We start from the raw sequence: 17448 nt of genomic DNA on the forward strand, positions 1-17448 counted from the left end.
ATTAAAACGTTTCATGGCAAACACTTATTTACCTTCTACACTTAACCCCGAAAGATTAATAACAAGCTGTGCAACTTTCGCCGAACTCCCTGTGTCGGCATTTTTTTATCTAGCTTCCTTGCTAAATTCCATGGCTTAACTATTCTTAAATTGCTTACACAGAGAAACTATAAACATATCTAGACAATCCCTTGCCGTCCGCGCCGTGGCGGCATTTTTTATTCATTGCATCCCTGCGAGTTAAATTAATCTTCTGTTAAATCAATAACATCATCAATAACACTTTGCTTAACTGCGTAATAACCATCTTCACCATTGAGCGTTATTTCTTCCGTATTGGTGTAGATGCTGATAATCGCTTGTTTCAATTTCGCGTTTTCTTCTTTCAGTTGGCCTATCTGCGTAGCCAATTCAATTTTTTGTATCTTCCGCTCAATAGTCATATCTATCTCCTGTTTGCATCCTTGCAAATATATCCTTTGGTTAAATCACATAAATAGCGTGGCGTGGGTAGGGCAGCCCGATAGGAGCGAAGGGAATATTGTCATCCCAATCCATAGGCGGCTCATTCTGCTGCGCTTGTTGCTGTGACTGCTGAGGTTGTCGCGCTGGTTGCTGGCTTCCTGCCTGATTACCACCGTTACCACCTAGCATTTGCATAGAGCCGCCGATATTTACGACCACTTCTGTTGTGTATCGGTCTTGACCGCTTTGGTCTTGCCATTTACGAGTTTGCAAAGAACCTTCGATATAGACTTGTGAGCCTTTTTTCAGGTATTCACCTGCAACTTCAGCTAACTTGCCGAAGATGCACACTCGATGCCATTCGGCTTTTTCGCGCATTTCTCCTGATTGCTTATCACGCCACGATTCCGATGTGGCTAGTGTAAGATTTGCTACTGCGCCCCCATTTGGCATGTGCCGAATTTCAGGGTCTTGGCCTAAATGACCAATGAGAATTACCTTATTCACTCCGCGACTAGCCATTAAGAAGCCTCCGCATATTTAGTTAACTTTTCTATTTCTTCCTTGAGTTCATTTAAGAATTTACGAACTTCTTGTTCGATTTCTTGTGCTAGCTCGTCATTAAAAACAATCCGTGTTTTGAAATAGGCGAGGTTTACTGGAAGGCGATTGTCGTAGCTGACAAAGTCACACCATTTGCGTCCCGTGCACATCATTTGCCCGTGCATTTGTAATAAATATTCAGTCTTAGGCTTTCCTGTCCTAAGCGTTTCTAGGTGAGTTGCAGTGTTTGGGCATTTGATTTCAATAAGTCCATCTTCATCTACCAACCCATCAGGGCTAGCTCCGAATCCTTCGATAGATGGGTGGGGAACAAAGCCTGTTTCTGTCACTGTGGCGTCGAACTCATTGAGGCAATACATTTCCCTTGCAACTGCCTCAAGCTCGTTTCCACGCTCCATACTTGCTGATTTAAAGGACTCTTCCTTTTGTCCTGTTAGCGTTTCGCAAATTAGTTGAGCCATATAATTTCTACGAGTTACTCCGCTTCCTTTTGCCATTACTTTTGATAGGTTACTGGCGGTAACACATCCTAGTCTTGCCGCATACCATTCGTCAGTTCTCTGCTCCACTTGTCACCTCGGTAAATTCAGCATCGATGGCTATAGAGTTTTTAATTCGTTCCTTTTCAGCGGATCCGATAATGGTTCGCTCATCCCCTGATAACTCCATCCATAATTGTTTAAATGCGTCCATTCCTTTGGCTGCTGCCGCTTCGCACTTAGCGATTAGTTCAGCTCTTTTTTCGTGGCTTTCTTGCCCGTTAATAACGCCAGTTGGCGTGTTTTCGGTGATTCTCTCGGCTTCGTCTTGGTCATAAATACCTGCAAAACCAAAAGCTAATCGAGCACATTGAATCATTGCCTTATGCCGTAACATCCGTTTTGGGTGTGACTTCCAAGGCTGAGTGTTTCTATTACACTCATCCATATACTCAGTAACCGAAGTAGGGTGGTTTCTATCTTTTCGATAAATTTTACAGGTGCATGAGTCGCCATCCATAACGAACTCCATGCCATCGAAATTTTTATTCTCATTAATAATGCGTGACCAACCATCAACACCAACAACTGGAACTATTCCCGTTCTGTCTGGGAATGCGTAAATTTCTTTAGTCCAAGGGTTTAAGTTGTATTGATTGGCGACGATGAGAAGTGATAGAAACTGCTGGTCTGTTGCTTCGGCTTTAAATGCCGTGGATTTCAATGTTTGAATTAGGTCTTTCTCATCAATAGCCAACTCTAACTTTTTGGCAAGTGAGCCAGCCATTGAAACTAGTGAGTTACTCATATTTTTCCCTTTGATTATCTCAGTAAGTTTTCAGACTTAGCGGCTTTAAATAATCCATTCCAAATGCCATTAAGTTCAGATTCATTAAGTTTTTGTATTAGATGCGGAGTTTCATCCATGACCGCATCATAAAACCGCTGAGCCATTTCATTAGTTAGCTCATCATCCTGATTTGCTATGTGCTCACGGTCTGGAATGGTGACGAAGTTTTCATACTCTGAAATTCTCATGCTGCGTCCTTACGTGAATGCATACGTTCCACGAGTATTAACTTGATGTAAAATGCGATTTGTCTTTTCGCATTGCTGTTTAAATTTCCAATCAGCAAATAACAATTCGATTTGCTTCTCAGTCATTTCAGATTCGCGAAGTAGGGTGAATATCTGCTGTTTTGCGTGTTTCTGCTTTGCGTTCATGCTGTACTCCGTATGCTGTTTTTAATGTTTCGTTTGCTTCGCTCCATCCGTTCTCATCCTTGAGATAACGTGCAATTCCAGCTTGCTGTTGAGCTAAACAAAGTTTGTATTTATCAATATTCATGCTTACCTCTGGATGAGCGAAATCCTCACGTATCTTGCGATAGCGATTGTTATTGAAAGTGTTCTGGTGTTGGTGCGGTGGGTATTAGTAATTCATTGTCATGTGGGGGATTTGGTTACTTGCAACTAGCTTAATAAATTCAGTCGCTAATTTTTCATCAAATCCGTTACTGACTAAGGCTTTCAATGCCTCTTGATTAAATACACGGCGATGTTCTTTATCTTCCTGGCGTTTAGCATCTTCCTGACGCTTACGTTCTTCTTCTGCTAATCGCGCTTGTTCAGCTTCTTGCGCTTTCTTACGCTCAGCTTCTATAGCGGCTTGTTTATCGCGCTCGGCACGTTGAATAGCTTCCTGCTTTTCACGCTCTGCGCGTTCGGCGGCTTCTTTTGCTTCGCGTTCGCGCTGTGCTGCTGCTTCGATTTCTTGCTTCGCTTTTCGTTCGGCTTCTAATCTTGCTTGCTCTGCTGCTTGTCGCTTCAACTCTTCTTCGTGAGCAATGCGCTGGCGTTCAGCTTCGGCTTTAGCCTCTGCTATATCACGGTCGAATTTCTCATTCATGAGCAGGGCGATTTCATGGTCTGACTCGATACGCTCAGCAAGTGCTTTATCGAATGCGGCATTCATTTCTAGCGCTTCTTCGTGCCACGCTAACATTTGCTGTTCTGCTTTTATTCTATCTTGCTAAGTCTCCCACTCAGTAAGTGGCTGACGAACTTTATCGCGTAGAGCGTCAAGTCGGTCACGTACTGTCTTTCGGTTGGCATCTATAAGCTTAGGGATTTCCTTCAGCTCTGCGACTAAGTCTTTGCCAAGTCCATCGAGATAAGTTTTCGACTGTGCAACCCTGTACGCAAGAGACTTGATTTCTTTTCGACCCTTGTCAGTATTAACATCATTAACAAATGAGTTAACATCGCTCTCAATTTTGCTAATAATATCTTCGACGCTATTTGATGACTTGAAAACATCAAGCGCCTTTGATTTCTCAATTACGACTAATTCATTTGCCATTTCCTATGTTCCTTATGTGCGTTAATCCGTGTAGGCTATAAATTTAAATTTTCCATTACCAAAGTGCTCAAACCTACCGCCAAACGTGCCAATGACTTCTTTCCTAACTTCTTCTTTATCCATTCCCTCTGGATAAACACCTTCTTTAATCATTGAGCAGCTTGAGTGTGGCTTGCTGTAGTAATCCAATTTTGTCGGGTCTAATTTTCTAGGCTCCCATGAGCGATAAGCTCCAGTAACTTTGTCTGTACTGACAACATAGTCATTAATGATTTCATCTTCTGATTCTTCCCATCCGCACTCATCGCAGTATCCGCTAGGTGCTGTACATGCGTTGCAAGGCGCACTTAAATGACAAGAGCAATTATTCACTGGATGTCGTTCTATGGTTCCTTGGCACCTATTACGCAAACAGGTGTCTCCTTCGCAATATCCGAAGTTACTCATAATTAATTCCTTATGTGCGTATTCCTCACTATTAATAGCGATATGAATGATTAAGTGGTGGGTTACTGCTGACCGAGGGCTTTTTCTATTACAATTTTTGCTTTTTTAGCTAGATTAGCTAACTGCATGTGAGTAACCATGCCGTTTCCGTAGTTTTTTGATTGCATTTCAACAACCTCAATCAAAGTCTCTAATAACTCTGGTGCTGCCGAGATTAGGCGGGCGTTGGCTGTAGAGTTAGTCAATCCAACATAACTTCCGTTGTCATCATATAACTCTATGAAAAACTCTCTTTTTGTAGCCATCCACGGTGCTGGACTATGCTTAAACTCCATATCACCCCCTAGCCTTTAACATTGCATCTGCCATGCGGTAGTAAAGTTCAGCTCTCTTAATTAAACCATCATCAGGGATATTGTCTACATAATATCCAACTTCGCCATCCTGAGCTGACCAGTCTCCCTGCATAGCTGCCATTGCGAAATTATCTCGTAACTCTCTTCTTTCTAGAATCTTGCGATACTCACTAGCCCTGCCAGTTGAACGATAAAAGCATTCTTCACTACAATGTTCCGAATTTTCAGCGCACGGGTTTTCGCTATAATCAACATCAAAAACGAACGCTTTACTTGAATCACTTAATTCCTTATCGCAAGAAAAGCACAAATACTTATCTGTCATACTCCCTCCGTTATTAACTAAACACGATGCTAGTTAAGCTGCTTTTTCAGTTGGCAATCCGATAATTTCATTTAGCTTTTCAACTTTAAGTGCGGGTAATTGAACCGATGCTTTTTCAACATCTTTCGGTAATAACTCTTTAGCTTCAGGCCAGATGGCTAATAGACGTTTTACGGTGGTGCATGATTTTAATGCGGTGCTAACATTCACTTTAACTTCGCAGTATTTTTTATCTAACTTGGATTTCTTTTCTTCCAGTTCTAAAAATTTAATACTTAGCAGATGGTCAGCGGCAAATCTGCATTTTGATTCATCTGGAGTCAGGAGTTGAGTGCTGGTATTGATTCCGTAGTTAAGCCTTTTTCTCATGCCGCCAAATGATGGAAATATTTTGTAATCAGTATCATTGTAGATATAAACACAACCATCAGTAAGCTGATTGAGTTCATCTGACTTTTTCACTAGCTCTTGGTGGAGAGATTCTGCTTTGTCGGCTTTTTCCTTGCCACCAAGCGCTTCAATACGCACTTCTAAAGCTAATTTGTTATATTCTAGGTCTAACTCTTTTTGTTGCTGGATAACGCCTGATTTCTCTAATGCGTTTTGCGTGATAACTTCTTTCAAGCTATTTGTTAAACGAGTCATATCTCTATCTCCTATCTATTAATCAACTCACCACAGCCCACCACGATGGACTGTAATTAGTTAACTCATAGCTGCCCATTCACGAGCGTGGCGGCGCATCATTAATGCTATTTTCACTAAATCGTTGCGAATTTTTTTGTATTCTCTATATCTCTTAGCTAGCTCCATGTACTCCAACTGCCTCTTCTTGCAGTTTTTAGAAAGTAACTCGAAAGTTGACATATTCATCCCCTTGCTGTGATGCTTCCATCACTCATAATCGGCTTGCGAAGCCGTGGTTGCTTGCGTGTGTCTGGTGCTGATTTGAGTTCCAGTACCAAGTTTGCTATCGGGCAGTCCGTGCCGTTATATGCCGTGTGTGGATTATTTCTACGCTCGGAGATCCATGCTTCACGTCGTTTTAAATTCCATCTTTGTTTGGAGTTCATATTCCCCCCTAGTTACTCACCACAGCCCACTAAGTGATGAACTCTGGTTAGTTGCCTAGATATCGCTCTAGGCTGCGGGTCTCACAGACCATGGCACCGATCACTTTAATTTATTCAGATACGTTAAATTTAATCACTACATAAATCCTCCGATTCAAACGGTACTTACATCTATGGCGAGACCGATTTATCGCCTTTGGTTTATTGTCGTGCTGTCAAAAGAGCTATCTCACCACAGCCCACCCTAATGGACTGTAATTAGTTAACTGTGCATGCTTTTCTGATTCTCAAGCTCTCTTGCTATCATTTTGGTAGTGCGTATTGCCCATTTATCAATAATTACTCCGTTTTCCTTCACTAGAGCCATTTCCTCTGGTTTAACCATGCACTCAGCATCAAGTTTGCAGCCTTTGCATTTTTTGAACTGGCTACACCATTTGCTAGTGTCAATAGTCGTATTCATACGGATAATCCTGATATTGACTCATGTCATCGTCTGGATGCTCGTCGAATTCTTCGATATCGTCTTCCATATCTATCCCCTTGCTGTGATGCTTCCATCACTCATAATCGGCTTGCGTAGCCGTTGTTGTTTGCGTGTGTCTGGTGCTGATTTGAGTTCCAGTACCAAGTTTGCTATCGGGCAGTCCGTGCCGTTATATGCCGTGTGTGGATTATTTCTACGCTCAGCAATCCATGCCTTGCGTCGTCTTTCCTGTCGTTTCTTAGAGTTCATATTTCCTCCGAGTTAACTTTGGTGATTGGTGGCGGGTGATTATTGTCCCGCTCGCTGCTTTCAGCTGAATGGATATTTTCGCTAGAGACTTTTAGCTTGCTGCCACTGACATCATGACCGCCTCTCCATTTACTAACTGGTATCACCAGTAACCACCAATCCCAAAGTTAGCTCACACCCGACACTGTCCGCCGCTTGCCAGAGAATGCCATGCCCCCTTGAAGGCTGGGGATTGTCAGGGAACTGAGTTACGCAGATCTCTCTGCTCAGCATCAGGTGTGATATCCAAATTGTTAAAGAACTCGGCGTATATTTCATGCTGCTTGCCTTTGATGAAATTAATAATACTAAAGGTATTAATCACGGTCAATACTAATGATATTAAAATAAATACCAAAAGTATTACTTGATTGAATTTAAACGGAATTTATTTTCAAAAATTATTTATCTTGCGAGGAAAATCACACTTACGGGGAATTGCGGGCACAAAAAAGCCCTCGCGGGGAGGGCTTATGGGCTAGAGTGTTAAATGAAAATCAACCTTCTACTTTAACATCATCATCTAGATCATAAAAATTAATCGTGGGTATTTGTATTTTTGGATAGTCGCAACTAGCAACCACTGTTTCTATAAAAGATTTAATATAAGGATATGTGTAACTAGGAATCGAAGTTTTTAATTCTGGCGAATCCTTAAAGGTATTATCCACTTCAGTATCTGTATCAAAGTCAAAATCATATTCTAAGTACAAAGAAAAAATATTTTCAACGATTAGGTTAACTATGTATCTGATTCTTACCTTTTTATTGTCATTTTTATTTATAAAAAGCTGGTCTTCGAAAGAAAATTCTTGTTGTAGATTTTCTTTTTTATCTTTCTTCGTTTTTTTTTCTTTCTCGATAGGTTCTATAGAGAGTTTGTGCACTCTCTTATTAGTAAGTTTTATCTTCATGTTCTTATCCAATAAGGCAGTAGTTATAACTGGTAGATTCATCTTCTTTTAATTCTGGCACGCTAGCCTGACGATAATTTTGTATCACAAGTTTATCACTTTCATTGAATTTTAATTTTTCATGGCGTACGTCAGAAATGTAATCCGTTACATGTTTTTTTATCGATGTGCCGAGTTTTTTCATTAGAGATAATGAGTTTCCATTGATATATTGGCTATAGGTTTCAGAATTAATAGAGCAATTAAATTTTTCAGATGTTAACTTTGCATCTATTTCAAGCCATTCAACGTCATTTATGTCCTGAATTAGTATATCAGCAGGTATGCCAAGACCATCATGTAGACGCCTTATCATCGATAAGCTTAGTGGTCTTTTTCTATTTAACACTTCAGATACTTTAGATAAAGAACCTATGAATTGCGTCATATCTTTATTTGTTAATCCTTGCTGCTCCATTCTGAATTTTATTGCATCAATAGGATCTGGTTTTGAAATGGGGTAGTTCTTGTTTTCATAGTGCTCTATAAGAATACCAAGCAATTCAAGCTCATCGAATTCTTTCGTGCCCTCTACTGGGTTGCTCTCCGCAAGATCAATAATCCTCATCATAAATAACTGAAGATCATCATCATTCTTTATTAGTCGAGGTGTAAATTCATTCATTTTAGCCCCCATTTATCATATTCTGCATGAGTTCCAACTTTTTCAATTATTACCATATCATTTGCGTAGATAATTTGAACTACGAGCCTAAAATCATTGCCTTTTATATTGAAAACAACACGGTTTTTGGCTAAAAAACTTGCAGATGAGTACTTGGTTTTAATATCATGCGAGGTTTTCCATTTAGATCTTACAGCTTCATCATGCCATGATTCTAAAGGAGCCCTAGCTTGATTATGCTTTGTGTAAAAGGCAATGATCTTTTCTTTTCCTATTATTCTCATAGCACCTAACTCAAGCCTTTATTCAATCTTATATGGTTTTTCCCAAAATGGGAAATGTTATTTTTCCCACACCCTAAAACGTGTCGTCAGGCATCAAAAGCAATCAGTAACAATAGAATGATATCCAGAACAGCAATAATAACTAGCAGTATCATTATGTTAGCGTTGGATATCAGCTCTAGCAGTTTCTTCATTTAAAACGTTTCGTCAGGTCACTAAACTAACTTCATCATCATCTGAACAGCCACTCCGATGATCTTACAATTGCCATTGATTGGCGTTATAGGCCACGCTGGATTTAAGCCTTTTAAGAATTTCTGACCGCCATCAATAACCAGTTTTTTGAATGTGGCTTCGTTTGAATCAGTCAGTTTCGCTATTACCAAACTATTATTTATTGGCTCTCTACCTGTATCAACCAATACTAGCGATCCCTCTGGCACACTTTGTCCTGATGATGCCGTCATTGAGTCACCTTCAACTCTCAGCCAAAACGCAGCGCCTTGCACGTGCACTTCTGATTCATACCACTCATCAATCTGATCTAACGTGTAAGGCTCACATGCTTCGTTCCATGACCCAGCTTGCACCCAGCTAATTACAGGGTATTTAGGTGCAGGTCTATATGGTCTAGGGTTTGACACGTTAGGCGATAGCGCATTTGTGATCATCTCTGCTTCTTTAGCTAAAACCGGACTAAAGTCACTGATAGGGACTTGAAGTATATTAGAGAAAACAGAGGCAATCTGAACATTAAGTGGGTTTCTTCCATTCAGATAATGACCAACACCACCCTGGCTAATATCCAACATATCAGCAATTTGCTGTTGAGTAATGCCTAGTGTTTTTTTCTTGGACTCATACAAAGCTTTTAGTCGATTAGCATCGGCAAGCTGTTCTGTCGTCAATTTATTTTTAGAACTCATAGCGTCAATTCTAATACCAATGCTATTAAAAGTGTTAATACCATATGTATTGACCTTTATTAATACTTTCAGTATTATTGCGTTGTGGAATAGAAAGGAGATTAACCATGGAAAGAATTCCCTTATCTGAGTTTGTAAAAGAAAACAGTCAGGAAAAAGCAGCATCTTTAATTGGGGTTCATCAGACCGCAATTAGCAAAGCCCTAAGAGAGGGTAGAAATATTTTATTAACATCAACAGAGAATGGTGTTCAGGCAATTGAAATTAAACCATTCCCTAGCAGTAAAAAGTAATTCACTCGCTCTTTAATAATCAATCCGCACATGCATCGTGTGCAAACTTAACTCACAGGATCGTGAGCAACGGACTAACTACGTCAAAAGGAATTTAACAAATGGACACAGCAAAAAATATCAAAATCACATGTAAACCAGAAACACTCGAAACCTATTTCTTTCAAATGATGTTTAAAGATGGAAATGACGGGTTCGCTAAAGCAATGGGTATTCACCCGAGTTCAGCTAGTAGAGAGAAGAGTCGCATATTCAGCTTGGCTTGTAAGGCTATAGCTCGTTATGGCTTACCTACTGAAGCTGTATCAATGCCTGAGAAGTCTAGAAGCGTAGTGATTGAAGGTGACTATGCAGAGCAGATTATCAAAGTGCTTGAGTATAACGGGAAGCTAAAAAGAAAAACCTCAAAGGCGGCAACCGATGAGGCTCAGATGGAGCTAATTTAATTTTCGTAAGCAGGAGTAATTATACATGAAAAACAAATTTAATTACAGCGCTGTGCATAAAAACGTCATGCGTGATCGGGCTAATCGCTCGGTCACTGAGCAGGGAGCTAAGGCACTCAGGTCAGCATTGGAAGATGCAAAATTACGGCTTGAGCATCGTCAGGAAGTCACTGGAGGGAAACGGCATGAGTAACGTTGCATACGCTGATTTTGGCAACAAGAACCATACTGGGAGTTCGCGCATGGATAACTCTAAACTGGGTCATGTTGCGATATTCAGAAGTCTACTAAATGCAAGCTGGGCAGAAGATACAGCGAAGTTATCCCTTTGGATTAGGTTATTAGGCCAAGCCAGACACAAGCCGAAGAGAGTCGAATTTAGTGGTATTTCTTGGGATCTTCGCGAGGGCCAGTTAGTCACAAAGGCGGGTGTATTAGCTAGAAAGTTAAAGGATCCCAAAGGGAAAGAGAAAACGGAAAAACAGGTCCGTGATATGCTAGATTTTTTTGAAAGTGAAGGCATGATTTCTCGCTCTGGAACCCGCCACGGGACAGTAATTACCATTACAAATTATAGTCAATATCAGGCTAATTTTGAGGTGACAAAGCAGGTAACTAAAGAGGTGACAATCAAACCTAGTGATACCAACGCTTCAAGTGGTGATAAGGTGACAAACTTCGTGATAAACGAGGTGAAACAGAATAAGAAGTTATTAGAATTAGAAGTTAAAGAACAAGATATAAATACTCCCCTTACCCCTCAAGAGGGGAATGGTGAGAGCGCTGATAAACCTAAAAAGCGTTCACCAGTCAGAATCAACTATCAGGAATATTTAAACGCCTACAACGAAGTGGTGGGAGACAGATTGCCTCACGCTATCGACGTGACTGAAAAGCGTAAACGTGGCCTGAAGAAAATAATCCCTAAACTGGCAACTCAGAACGTTGATGGATGGCGCTCATACGTCAAGGCATTCGTTAGACTGGCTAAGCCGTTTTATTTTGGTGATAGCGACTCAGGATGGACCGCAGACATCGATTATTTAATGCGAGAGGCAACACTAACGGCAGTCCGTGAGGGAAGCCCGAAACTGACAGGGAGATAACAATGGTCAATAACCAAATCGAAGCAAGCGTGATTGGTGGCTTGCTGAAAGACGGACTAACACTCAACGCATCAGATGTACTCGCCACTTTAAAACCAGAAGCATTCGGATCTCATTTCTACCGAGAAACCTACAAAGTTATTCAGAAACAAGCCAAAACTCGCGGCATGATTGATTTAATGATGGTTGCCGAGGCAATGGGTGATAAGCATTTCGCTGACATCATGGAAGCCGCAAAGAACTGCCCTAGCGCAGCAAACTTGAAAGGCTACGCTACGATGGTGACCGATAATCACAATCGACGTGAAATGATTAGCTTGATGGACCAACACCGTCACATTATCGAATCAGGAACGATTGACGCAGCCGCCGAAGCAATGGACCAACTCATCAAAAAGGCCAACGAACTACGGGCCGCTAACGATGAAATTAAACCAGTACACACCAAGGACCTGATAGCCGATTTTACAGAGGTGTTAGAGCAACGCCTAACTAATGGAGATGAGTCAGACACGCTGAAAACTGGAATTCCTGAACTCGATGAAATTACTGGCGGTATCAACGCAGTGGATCTCGTTATCGTTGCGGCCCGTCCTGCAACGGGTAAAACCGAGTTTGCATTACGGGTAACTGAGGGAGTAGCTTCACAAGTCGATAAAAAAACGGGCCATAAGAAGGGCGTTCTGATTTTCTCAATGGAAATGAGTTCACGCCAAATCATGGAGCGTCAAATTGCTGGGGCATCGGGCCTATCAGTTTCATCACTGAGAAACCCTGCAAAAATGGATGATGAAGGATGGGCCAGAGTTTCAAATGGTATCGGTAGGGTCCAAGATTTGGATGTATGGGTTGTCGATGCAAGTAAACTCGACGTGGACCAAATCAGGGCCATAGCAAAACGCCACAAACAACAATATCCATCACTGGCATTAATTCTGGTCGATTACTTGGGCCTGATAGAGAAACCGAAAGCAGAGCGTAACGACTTGGCGATTGGTTATATCTCATCAAATCTCAAGGGAATGGCTAAAGAGTTACTAACCCCAGTTATCTCACTCAGCCAACTTTCACGCGATGTTGAGAGGCGACCAAACAAACGACCTGTTAATGGGGATTTGCGCGACTCAGGCAGCATTGAGCAGGATGCCGACTCTATCATCATGCTTTACCGTGATGCGGTTTATAACGAGAACTCATCAGCGGCCCCATATGCTGAAATTATCGTGACCAAAAACCGATTCGGGAAAACAGGGACCGTATACCAGAGATTCAAAAATGGTCACTTTATGGATGTGGACCAGATGGAAGCCGCTAACGCCTGCCTACAAAGTAGCAAACCTCAACAACGCCGATTCCAAGGCGCGGACGTGTAACACACCAAATCATAAGGACTTCTAGATGAGCGGATACGCAATTCTTCAAGAATACATGTTTACTGACAAAGACAAGCACGAATGGACTGATGCTATGTGCTACTTGCTAGGAAAGTATGACGAATTTCCTAGTGATATGGATGTGAATATTCAGCCTAAACCTGAGTATAAGGATTTCAGATTTATCAAGTCACTAGAGGGAAAAATTCTTTTCGGTAATTGCATGGTTCCAGCAATAACAGCCGATGATTTTTACCAGTTTAAAGCGATTAATTAAGCGAGGTGTTGAGTGATGAAAGGCATTCTATTTCACAAGGATTATGAGCTTAATGATTTAGATAATTGCGGTATTGCCTATGACTTACTTGAAGGCAGTAAGCAGCCATTGAGCAACCCAAATCTAAAACATTTAGAGAGAAAGCTAAAAAAATGTTTGCCGAGAGGCAAAGCATATAACGAAGTTTACTCCAGAGAACTTTACAACCGAATGGAAATATGGAGGTTTGATTGATGAAAGGAACAACGTTAACAGAGCTGAACAAAGCGTACCTTCGCCAAGGTAGATTTATAGCGGGTCGATACATCCATGCGAACGTTAAATACTTCAGGCAAAGAACAGATGCAATATTTTTTAAGCATGAGCTAGCAGCCGATAAGCACAGACCACGCGGCAAAGCATATTTGCGATTAATGGAAATCGAGAATTTGGCTAACACGATGAAGTTTAAAGCGTTGCAAGAAAAAATTCGCCAGAGGGAGGCATCTAATGCAGGGAACTAATTGGGTTAAGTGTTCCGACAAAATGCCCGAGCTAGGCAAGCCGTTACTAATTATTGCTAGCGGGAAGCTGAGAAAATTTACTTACTACTTGGATATTGTTGATTGTGCGGAGTCATACAGGTTTTTTCAGCTTGCTGATGAAGATGCATGGGTATCAAAGTTCAACGTAACTCACTGGATGTATGTAGACAGCATCCCACTCCCACCAATGCAAGAGGGTGAATGATGAGACTAACAACAAAGCAGAAAATAGCATTAAGCGAAGTTCGCAAGGGAAATAAAAAACCAGATGTCTCACTTAGAACATTAAAGTCACTCGAAATGAAAGGCCTGATAAGACACGACATTTTACTTGGATGGGTATGGACTTGGGAAGGCCTAAATAAATAATAGATGGAACAGGAGAGCTAACAGTGAGTGATAAGAAAAGAAGCCCACTCGCAGAATTCATTGAGAGTTACAAGGGAAACCCTATAGCTACAGTCGTTGTATTTATCCTCTTGCCCGTACTATTTCTGCTATCAATGATTAGAAACTTGCTGATATTGAACATGAAATTAGCAAACTTCATGTTTGATAGATATGACACAGGAATAAAATTAATCGGAGTTACATTATTGAAAATGAGGAAGTTCGACAGGAAAAAATAGGAGGTTAACTTGGAAATAGAAATGGTCAAATGCGCCAATGGCATATTTGCACCAGCATTCGAACACGACCTACCACGTTTAACAAAATTCAAAAATGGCGAGATGTACACCTTCAGCGCCAAGCTCACAAGAAACCCCGCTTTCCATCGAAAGATGTTCGTATTCTTCAAATTCTGTTTCGACCACTGGTGCGCAAATAAAGCAGGGCTCGACTGTATGGACGAGTATAGCCAATTTAACCGCTTCAGGAAGGATTTGACGATACTTGCAGGATTTTATGAGCAAACGGTAAGGCTAAACGGTGATGTGCGTACAGAGGCTAAGAGCCTGTCATTTGCAAACATGGAACCAGATGAATTCGAACGCTGTTACAAGGCCATGATTAACGCAGCAATAAAACACATTTTCAGAGGATGCAATGAAATCACTGAGAATCGGTTGCTGACATTCTTTTAAGGATAGAGAGATGAATCATATTCAGAAAATAGCGTATATCAGCAGTCGATATTTGGTTGCCTGTGTTTGGTATGACACATCCTCACTTCCAAAGCACAAGCACCTATTTGCAAAAGCAAAAGAACTTATCGCGGGTGATAGGGCGCAAGAAATATGCCAACAGGAAATCGACAAGGAGCAGCAAGAGAGATGAATATCATATCAAAAATGGCAATCGCTATGGCATCACTAGCATCACAGAACGCCTTATGGTCTATCAACCATAGTCGGAGTTGGTACAGCTACCCCACATCAACTAAGCGCATTACAGGTCACGCAAAGATAAACCGAGCAGCTAAGAAGCGGAGGGCGAGAAAGTGAGCAAGGAATCATTACGCAAAGCACTTAAAGAAAACCCTGAATGGGTAAAACGATATTTAGGGCTAGATAAGCCATCCAAGATACGAACCAGACACGTCATTCTATTTTTTTCGATTGTCACTTTAGCGATGGGGTTTATGTATGGCTAACTTACGCAAAGAAGCAAAGGGCAGAGAGTGCCAAGTCAGAATACCAGGAGTGTGTAACGGAAATTCTGAAACTGTGGTAGGTGCTCATTATCGAATGGCTGGTTTATGTGGCACAGGATGCAAGTCTAGCGATTTATTTATAGCTTGGGCGTGTAGTGGGTGTCATGACGAAATAGACCGCAGGACGCGAATCACGGACGCTGAATACGCAAAACAATGTCATCTAGAGGGAGTTATTCGAACTCAGGCTATATTGCAAAGTGAGGGGAAGATTAAGGCATGAATGAATATCACCTTAAATTACCGTGGCCACCCAGTAACAATACCTACTGGCGACACTGTAGAGGCAGGCACTACATATCACCTAAAGGCACAAGCTACCGAAAACAAGTAACAGATTACATAGAGCAGCAAAACCTAGATATCAAAACCACTTCCCGCATCAAAATAATCATCACTGCAAATCCCCCAGATAAACGAAAAAGAGACCTCGATAACTTGCCTAAAGCTGTTTTCGATTCGCTTACTCACGCCAATTTTTGGTACGACGACGAACAGATAGATGATTTTCGCATTAAGCGTGGCGAGAGAGTTAAGGGCGGCTCACTGGATATCACAATATGGGAGATAGACGATGCTAACACTTAACCTATGTGACGCAATACAAAAGGCCAGAGGCTGGCATTCAGATCACGGGTTTCATTATGCCGTTATCCAGAGTGAAGGAAATATCTTAAAAGTTGTACCGCATAGCAGAGCAACCAAAGGTCGGCAGCACGTAGCGTACACCACTCATTCAGATAGGTATCACACAGTATTGCCGGAGGTAAGATGAGAGAGCGTAACCCTGATGTTTATCTTCAACTGGCAAAATCGCCAAGGAAGTCATATTTAGGCAAAGCAAGACGATTAACCCCACCCCAAGAAAGATGGACAAGGGCGATCATATCTATATGGGCTGATGAAATGAAAGGCGGTGATTATCTTGGCTATGGCGGCGGTGGTGATGGTATATGGCGATTTATGACAGGATGGTCTGGTGAAAACATCGAACGCTTCACTAAGGTATTCGACCAATTAAGCAAAGAAGGCTACACAGGACAGGAACTTGAAGAAAAAGCCAGAGCAATATTATTTCCCAAACAATCTCTCAGCGACATGTTTCAGCGCGCCAACGATGTAGATGAAGCTGATTTTGTTGAGAAAGCAATATTGAAAGCGTTCGACAAGTCCAATCCTATTTATGTTGTCGCTACTGATTACTATCTTGGCAGAAATACTCTGCAAACTCTCGCAAATTATATGCAGGAACAAATAGCACCTTGGCTGACTATCAAACAATGCATCGACCGTGTGCGTTGGTGTATTAGTTTATTTAATGCGAAGCTATATATGGTGATGCAGGATGAAATAGCGATAGAGCGCTCACAGTATGGAGTTGAAATGAAAAATATTTCAGAAATCACTTGAAATTAAGTTATGAATCTGTATATTTAGTGTATGCTCGGTCGTGAAAGGCAAAGAGCAGGTAACAAGGTAAAAGAGGCGGCACTTGTTATCGATCCCGCCTAGTTGGTCACTTCGTCTATTTGGACTGGAACTCCAACCGCATCGGCTGAGAGGTCGAAGAAAATAGAGCCTCACTTCGGTGGGGCTTTTCGCGTTATAGAGGTTTATATGTATGATGAATTCGACGGATTCTAAATATCCAACCAGAGCAGACGCAGCCAAAGCGCCGCCTTATACTGAGCGTGACAAGTTGTCAGAAGAAGAGCAGGTGGAGCGAAGCCGAAAATTCAATGCTGCCCTGCTTTTTGGTAATGGGTATCTCAAACTTTAATTCCCCCTAATTCGAGGGGGTTGACTCTTACCTCAATTTTTAAATTTTGCGGTAACGTTTAATTTGTTTCCCTCATCAATGAGGGTAGCATAACGTAACTATTTGAAAACGTTATCGTACGTAAATTTCTTAAGTCAAATTTCAAGAGGTCGCCTAGTGCGGCCTTTTTTGTTTTACGCTCCTTTAGTTTCAACACGGCAGAACGGCTATCTACAGATGGACGGTTTGGGTTCGAGTCCCGAGGGGAGCTTCATTATTTGCATCTGTAGTGATTTGGTAAACACATTTGGCTTCCAACCAAAATATGTCGGTTCGATTCCGACCAGATGCTCCAAATACGCCGCCACAGAATTCTAATCAC

At 41.5% G+C, this 17448-nt stretch carries 34 protein-coding genes, 1 tRNA gene and 1 pseudogene; 19 read left to right on the forward strand and 17 right to left on the reverse strand.

Annotated features, from left to right (window positions below; translation table 11 throughout):
- Window positions 1-245: 245 nt before the first annotated feature.
- From ACU696_RS10375 to ACU696_RS10455, 17 genes and pseudogenes are all read right to left on the reverse strand, one after another.
- A complete protein-coding gene (locus ACU696_RS10375; RefSeq protein ID WP_042116188.1) occupies window positions 246-443 on the reverse strand; it encodes a hypothetical protein in 198 nt (65 codons plus the stop codon).
- Window positions 444-483: 40 nt separating this feature from the next.
- Window positions 484-987, reverse strand: a complete 504-nt coding sequence (locus ACU696_RS10380; RefSeq protein ID WP_447343074.1) for a single-stranded DNA-binding protein — start codon at window positions 985-987, stop codon at window positions 484-486.
- Complete coding sequence (locus ACU696_RS10385; RefSeq protein ID WP_447343075.1) at window positions 987-1598, reverse strand: lambda exonuclease family protein; 612 nt, start codon at window positions 1596-1598, stop codon at window positions 987-989. The genes ACU696_RS10380 and ACU696_RS10385 overlap by 1 nt, the downstream gene beginning before the upstream one ends.
- Window positions 1582-2316: a phage recombination protein Bet gene (bet, locus tag ACU696_RS10390; RefSeq protein ID WP_108478611.1), complete on the reverse strand. Its 735-nt coding sequence runs from the start codon at window positions 2314-2316 to the stop codon at window positions 1582-1584. The genes ACU696_RS10385 and bet overlap by 17 nt, the downstream gene beginning before the upstream one ends.
- Window positions 2317-2330: 14 nt before the next feature.
- Window positions 2331-2546: a hypothetical protein gene (locus tag ACU696_RS10395; protein ID WP_447343076.1), complete on the reverse strand. Its 216-nt coding sequence runs from the start codon at window positions 2544-2546 to the stop codon at window positions 2331-2333.
- 127 nt (window positions 2547-2673) lie between these two features.
- A complete protein-coding gene (locus tag ACU696_RS10400; RefSeq protein WP_131679861.1) occupies window positions 2674-2856 on the reverse strand; it encodes a hypothetical protein in 183 nt (60 codons plus the stop codon).
- A gap of 84 nt (window positions 2857-2940) precedes the next feature.
- Window positions 2941-3870: pseudogene (locus ACU696_RS10405) on the reverse strand (cell envelope biogenesis protein TolA).
- Between the two features lie 21 nt (window positions 3871-3891).
- Complete coding sequence (locus ACU696_RS10410) at window positions 3892-4317, reverse strand: hypothetical protein (RefSeq protein ID WP_447343077.1); 426 nt, start codon at window positions 4315-4317, stop codon at window positions 3892-3894.
- A gap of 62 nt (window positions 4318-4379) precedes the next feature.
- Window positions 4380-4652: a hypothetical protein gene (locus ACU696_RS10415; protein ID WP_447343078.1), complete on the reverse strand. Its 273-nt coding sequence runs from the start codon at window positions 4650-4652 to the stop codon at window positions 4380-4382.
- Window position 4653: 1 nt separating this feature from the next.
- Window positions 4654-4998: a hypothetical protein gene (locus ACU696_RS10420; protein WP_447343079.1), complete on the reverse strand. Its 345-nt coding sequence runs from the start codon at window positions 4996-4998 to the stop codon at window positions 4654-4656.
- A 33-nt stretch (window positions 4999-5031) separates the two neighbouring features.
- Window positions 5032-5643, reverse strand: coding sequence for an Nmad5 family putative nucleotide modification protein (locus ACU696_RS10425; RefSeq protein WP_447343080.1), 612 nt, complete (start codon window positions 5641-5643; stop codon window positions 5032-5034).
- 60 nt (window positions 5644-5703) lie between these two features.
- Window positions 5704-5865, reverse strand: coding sequence for a hypothetical protein (locus tag ACU696_RS10430; protein ID WP_447343081.1), 162 nt, complete (start codon window positions 5863-5865; stop codon window positions 5704-5706).
- Between the two features lie 468 nt (window positions 5866-6333).
- Complete coding sequence (locus ACU696_RS10435) at window positions 6334-6534, reverse strand: antirestriction Ral family protein (RefSeq protein ID WP_447343082.1); 201 nt, start codon at window positions 6532-6534, stop codon at window positions 6334-6336.
- An 809-nt stretch (window positions 6535-7343) separates the two neighbouring features.
- Window positions 7344-7760 carry a hypothetical protein gene (locus tag ACU696_RS10440; protein WP_447343083.1) on the reverse strand — a complete coding sequence of 139 codons (417 nt, stop codon included), beginning with the start codon at window positions 7758-7760 and terminating at the stop codon, window positions 7344-7346.
- Between the two features lie 4 nt (window positions 7761-7764).
- Window positions 7765-8424, reverse strand: a complete 660-nt coding sequence (locus tag ACU696_RS10445; RefSeq protein ID WP_447343084.1) for a helix-turn-helix domain-containing protein — start codon at window positions 8422-8424, stop codon at window positions 7765-7767.
- Window positions 8421-8708, reverse strand: coding sequence for a type II toxin-antitoxin system HigB family toxin (locus ACU696_RS10450; RefSeq protein ID WP_447343085.1), 288 nt, complete (start codon window positions 8706-8708; stop codon window positions 8421-8423). The genes ACU696_RS10445 and ACU696_RS10450 overlap by 4 nt, the downstream gene beginning before the upstream one ends.
- 215 nt (window positions 8709-8923) lie before the next feature.
- Window positions 8924-9634, reverse strand: a complete 711-nt coding sequence (locus tag ACU696_RS10455; RefSeq protein WP_154600359.1) for a LexA family protein — start codon at window positions 9632-9634, stop codon at window positions 8924-8926.
- A 107-nt stretch (window positions 9635-9741) separates the two neighbouring features.
- On the opposite strand from ACU696_RS10455, the gene ACU696_RS10460 reads away from it, so the two are divergent.
- The 19 genes from ACU696_RS10460 (at window position 9742) to ACU696_RS10550 (ending at window position 17421) form a co-directional block, all read left to right on the forward strand.
- Window positions 9742-9927 (forward strand): Cro/CI family transcriptional regulator, encoded by a 186-nt coding sequence (locus ACU696_RS10460; protein ID WP_036960722.1) that lies wholly within the window; start codon window positions 9742-9744, stop codon window positions 9925-9927.
- A gap of 101 nt (window positions 9928-10028) precedes the next feature.
- On the forward strand, window positions 10029-10373 hold the full coding sequence (locus ACU696_RS10465; RefSeq protein ID WP_369111359.1) for a hypothetical protein: 345 nt from the start codon (window positions 10029-10031) through the stop codon (window positions 10371-10373).
- A gap of 25 nt (window positions 10374-10398) precedes the next feature.
- Window positions 10399-10566, forward strand: coding sequence for a hypothetical protein (locus tag ACU696_RS10470; RefSeq protein ID WP_447343086.1), 168 nt, complete (start codon window positions 10399-10401; stop codon window positions 10564-10566).
- The gene (locus tag ACU696_RS10475; RefSeq protein WP_283026867.1) at window positions 10559-11479 is read left to right on the forward strand and encodes a replication protein; all 921 of its coding nucleotides are present in this window, start codon (window positions 10559-10561) and stop codon (window positions 11477-11479) included. Before ACU696_RS10470 ends, ACU696_RS10475 begins: the two co-directional genes overlap by 8 nt.
- Before the next feature lie 2 nt (window positions 11480-11481).
- Window positions 11482-12852, forward strand: a complete 1371-nt coding sequence (locus ACU696_RS10480) for a replicative DNA helicase (protein ID WP_447343087.1) — start codon at window positions 11482-11484, stop codon at window positions 12850-12852.
- A gap of 25 nt (window positions 12853-12877) precedes the next feature.
- Window positions 12878-13129, forward strand: a complete 252-nt coding sequence (locus ACU696_RS10485) for a hypothetical protein (protein ID WP_180312443.1) — start codon at window positions 12878-12880, stop codon at window positions 13127-13129.
- 15 nt (window positions 13130-13144) lie between these two features.
- Complete coding sequence (locus tag ACU696_RS10490) at window positions 13145-13363, forward strand: hypothetical protein (RefSeq protein WP_447343088.1); 219 nt, start codon at window positions 13145-13147, stop codon at window positions 13361-13363.
- Entirely contained in the window at window positions 13363-13632 is a 270-nt protein-coding gene (locus tag ACU696_RS10495) for a hypothetical protein (protein WP_272659250.1), read from the forward strand. Before ACU696_RS10490 ends, ACU696_RS10495 begins: the two co-directional genes overlap by 1 nt.
- Window positions 13619-13858, forward strand: coding sequence for a DUF551 domain-containing protein (locus ACU696_RS10500; protein ID WP_272662729.1), 240 nt, complete (start codon window positions 13619-13621; stop codon window positions 13856-13858). The genes ACU696_RS10495 and ACU696_RS10500 overlap by 14 nt, the downstream gene beginning before the upstream one ends.
- A complete protein-coding gene (locus ACU696_RS10505) occupies window positions 13855-14022 on the forward strand; it encodes a hypothetical protein (RefSeq protein ID WP_272662731.1) in 168 nt (55 codons plus the stop codon). Before ACU696_RS10500 ends, ACU696_RS10505 begins: the two co-directional genes overlap by 4 nt.
- 23 nt (window positions 14023-14045) lie before the next feature.
- On the forward strand, window positions 14046-14282 hold the full coding sequence (locus ACU696_RS10510) for a hypothetical protein (protein ID WP_272662733.1): 237 nt from the start codon (window positions 14046-14048) through the stop codon (window positions 14280-14282).
- A gap of 9 nt (window positions 14283-14291) precedes the next feature.
- Entirely contained in the window at window positions 14292-14738 is a 447-nt protein-coding gene (locus ACU696_RS10515; protein WP_228367125.1) for a DUF1367 family protein, read from the forward strand.
- A gap of 10 nt (window positions 14739-14748) precedes the next feature.
- Window positions 14749-14931 carry a hypothetical protein gene (locus tag ACU696_RS10520; protein WP_164561119.1) on the forward strand — a complete coding sequence of 61 codons (183 nt, stop codon included), beginning with the start codon at window positions 14749-14751 and terminating at the stop codon, window positions 14929-14931.
- Between the two features lie 163 nt (window positions 14932-15094).
- Window positions 15095-15247: a hypothetical protein gene (locus ACU696_RS10525; RefSeq protein ID WP_272680699.1), complete on the forward strand. Its 153-nt coding sequence runs from the start codon at window positions 15095-15097 to the stop codon at window positions 15245-15247.
- Window positions 15240-15530, forward strand: a complete 291-nt coding sequence (locus tag ACU696_RS10530) for a DUF1364 domain-containing protein (RefSeq protein WP_196718624.1) — start codon at window positions 15240-15242, stop codon at window positions 15528-15530. Before ACU696_RS10525 ends, ACU696_RS10530 begins: the two co-directional genes overlap by 8 nt.
- Window positions 15527-15895 (forward strand): RusA family crossover junction endodeoxyribonuclease, encoded by a 369-nt coding sequence (locus tag ACU696_RS10535; protein WP_196718623.1) that lies wholly within the window; start codon window positions 15527-15529, stop codon window positions 15893-15895. The genes ACU696_RS10530 and ACU696_RS10535 overlap by 4 nt, the downstream gene beginning before the upstream one ends.
- Window positions 15896-16078: 183 nt before the next feature.
- Window positions 16079-16717, forward strand: a complete 639-nt coding sequence (locus ACU696_RS10540) for a hypothetical protein (RefSeq protein WP_196718622.1) — start codon at window positions 16079-16081, stop codon at window positions 16715-16717.
- A gap of 211 nt (window positions 16718-16928) precedes the next feature.
- Window positions 16929-17087, forward strand: a complete 159-nt coding sequence (locus ACU696_RS10545; RefSeq protein WP_447343089.1) for a hypothetical protein — start codon at window positions 16929-16931, stop codon at window positions 17085-17087.
- Window positions 17088-17346: 259 nt separating this feature from the next.
- Window positions 17347-17421 (forward strand) — tRNA-Gly (locus tag ACU696_RS10550).
- Window positions 17422-17448 lie beyond the last annotated feature (27 nt).

This window comes from Providencia sp. PROV_01 (assembly GCF_053098325.1).

Excerpts from the sequence above, each read along its gene's own strand:
- ACU696_RS10485 (WP_180312443.1), top strand. The coding sequence starts at position 12,878 with ATGAGCGGATACGCAATTCTTCAAGAATACATGTTTACTGACAAAGAC.
- bet (WP_108478611.1), bottom strand. The coding sequence starts at position 2,316 with ATGAGTAACTCACTAGTTTCAATGGCTGGCTCACTTGCCAAAAAGTTA.
- ACU696_RS10415 (WP_447343078.1), bottom strand. The coding sequence starts at position 4,652 with ATGGAGTTTAAGCATAGTCCAGCACCGTGGATGGCTACAAAAAGAGAG.
- ACU696_RS10475 (WP_283026867.1), top strand. The coding sequence starts at position 10,559 with ATGAGTAACGTTGCATACGCTGATTTTGGCAACAAGAACCATACTGGG.
- ACU696_RS10500 (WP_272662729.1), top strand. The coding sequence starts at position 13,619 with ATGCAGGGAACTAATTGGGTTAAGTGTTCCGACAAAATGCCCGAGCTA.
- ACU696_RS10425 (WP_447343080.1), bottom strand. The coding sequence starts at position 5,643 with ATGACTCGTTTAACAAATAGCTTGAAAGAAGTTATCACGCAAAACGCA.
- ACU696_RS10440 (WP_447343083.1), bottom strand. The coding sequence starts at position 7,760 with ATGAAGATAAAACTTACTAATAAGAGAGTGCACAAACTCTCTATAGAA.
- ACU696_RS10420 (WP_447343079.1), bottom strand. The coding sequence starts at position 4,998 with ATGACAGATAAGTATTTGTGCTTTTCTTGCGATAAGGAATTAAGTGAT.
- ACU696_RS10470 (WP_447343086.1), top strand. The coding sequence starts at position 10,399 with ATGAAAAACAAATTTAATTACAGCGCTGTGCATAAAAACGTCATGCGT.
- ACU696_RS10435 (WP_447343082.1), bottom strand. The coding sequence starts at position 6,534 with ATGAATACGACTATTGACACTAGCAAATGGTGTAGCCAGTTCAAAAAA.
- ACU696_RS10380 (WP_447343074.1), bottom strand. The coding sequence starts at position 987 with ATGGCTAGTCGCGGAGTGAATAAGGTAATTCTCATTGGTCATTTAGGC.
- ACU696_RS10465 (WP_369111359.1), top strand. The coding sequence starts at position 10,029 with ATGGACACAGCAAAAAATATCAAAATCACATGTAAACCAGAAACACTC.
- ACU696_RS10460 (WP_036960722.1), top strand. The coding sequence starts at position 9,742 with ATGGAAAGAATTCCCTTATCTGAGTTTGTAAAAGAAAACAGTCAGGAA.
- ACU696_RS10395 (WP_447343076.1), bottom strand. The coding sequence starts at position 2,546 with ATGAGAATTTCAGAGTATGAAAACTTCGTCACCATTCCAGACCGTGAG.
- ACU696_RS10520 (WP_164561119.1), top strand. The coding sequence starts at position 14,749 with ATGAATCATATTCAGAAAATAGCGTATATCAGCAGTCGATATTTGGTT.
- ACU696_RS10530 (WP_196718624.1), top strand. The coding sequence starts at position 15,240 with ATGGCTAACTTACGCAAAGAAGCAAAGGGCAGAGAGTGCCAAGTCAGA.
- ACU696_RS10445 (WP_447343084.1), bottom strand. The coding sequence starts at position 8,424 with ATGAATGAATTTACACCTCGACTAATAAAGAATGATGATGATCTTCAG.
- ACU696_RS10490 (WP_447343088.1), top strand. The coding sequence starts at position 13,145 with ATGAAAGGCATTCTATTTCACAAGGATTATGAGCTTAATGATTTAGAT.
- ACU696_RS10505 (WP_272662731.1), top strand. The coding sequence starts at position 13,855 with ATGATGAGACTAACAACAAAGCAGAAAATAGCATTAAGCGAAGTTCGC.
- ACU696_RS10400 (WP_131679861.1), bottom strand. The coding sequence starts at position 2,856 with ATGAATATTGATAAATACAAACTTTGTTTAGCTCAACAGCAAGCTGGA.
- ACU696_RS10410 (WP_447343077.1), bottom strand. The coding sequence starts at position 4,317 with ATGAGTAACTTCGGATATTGCGAAGGAGACACCTGTTTGCGTAATAGG.
- ACU696_RS10455 (WP_154600359.1), bottom strand. The coding sequence starts at position 9,634 with ATGAGTTCTAAAAATAAATTGACGACAGAACAGCTTGCCGATGCTAAT.
- ACU696_RS10535 (WP_196718623.1), top strand. The coding sequence starts at position 15,527 with ATGAATGAATATCACCTTAAATTACCGTGGCCACCCAGTAACAATACC.
- ACU696_RS10450 (WP_447343085.1), bottom strand. The coding sequence starts at position 8,708 with ATGAGAATAATAGGAAAAGAAAAGATCATTGCCTTTTACACAAAGCAT.
- ACU696_RS10540 (WP_196718622.1), top strand. The coding sequence starts at position 16,079 with ATGAGAGAGCGTAACCCTGATGTTTATCTTCAACTGGCAAAATCGCCA.
- ACU696_RS10375 (WP_042116188.1), bottom strand. The coding sequence starts at position 443 with ATGACTATTGAGCGGAAGATACAAAAAATTGAATTGGCTACGCAGATA.
- ACU696_RS10480 (WP_447343087.1), top strand. The coding sequence starts at position 11,482 with ATGGTCAATAACCAAATCGAAGCAAGCGTGATTGGTGGCTTGCTGAAA.
- ACU696_RS10495 (WP_272659250.1), top strand. The coding sequence starts at position 13,363 with ATGAAAGGAACAACGTTAACAGAGCTGAACAAAGCGTACCTTCGCCAA.
- ACU696_RS10430 (WP_447343081.1), bottom strand. The coding sequence starts at position 5,865 with ATGTCAACTTTCGAGTTACTTTCTAAAAACTGCAAGAAGAGGCAGTTG.
- ACU696_RS10545 (WP_447343089.1), top strand. The coding sequence starts at position 16,929 with ATGATGAATTCGACGGATTCTAAATATCCAACCAGAGCAGACGCAGCC.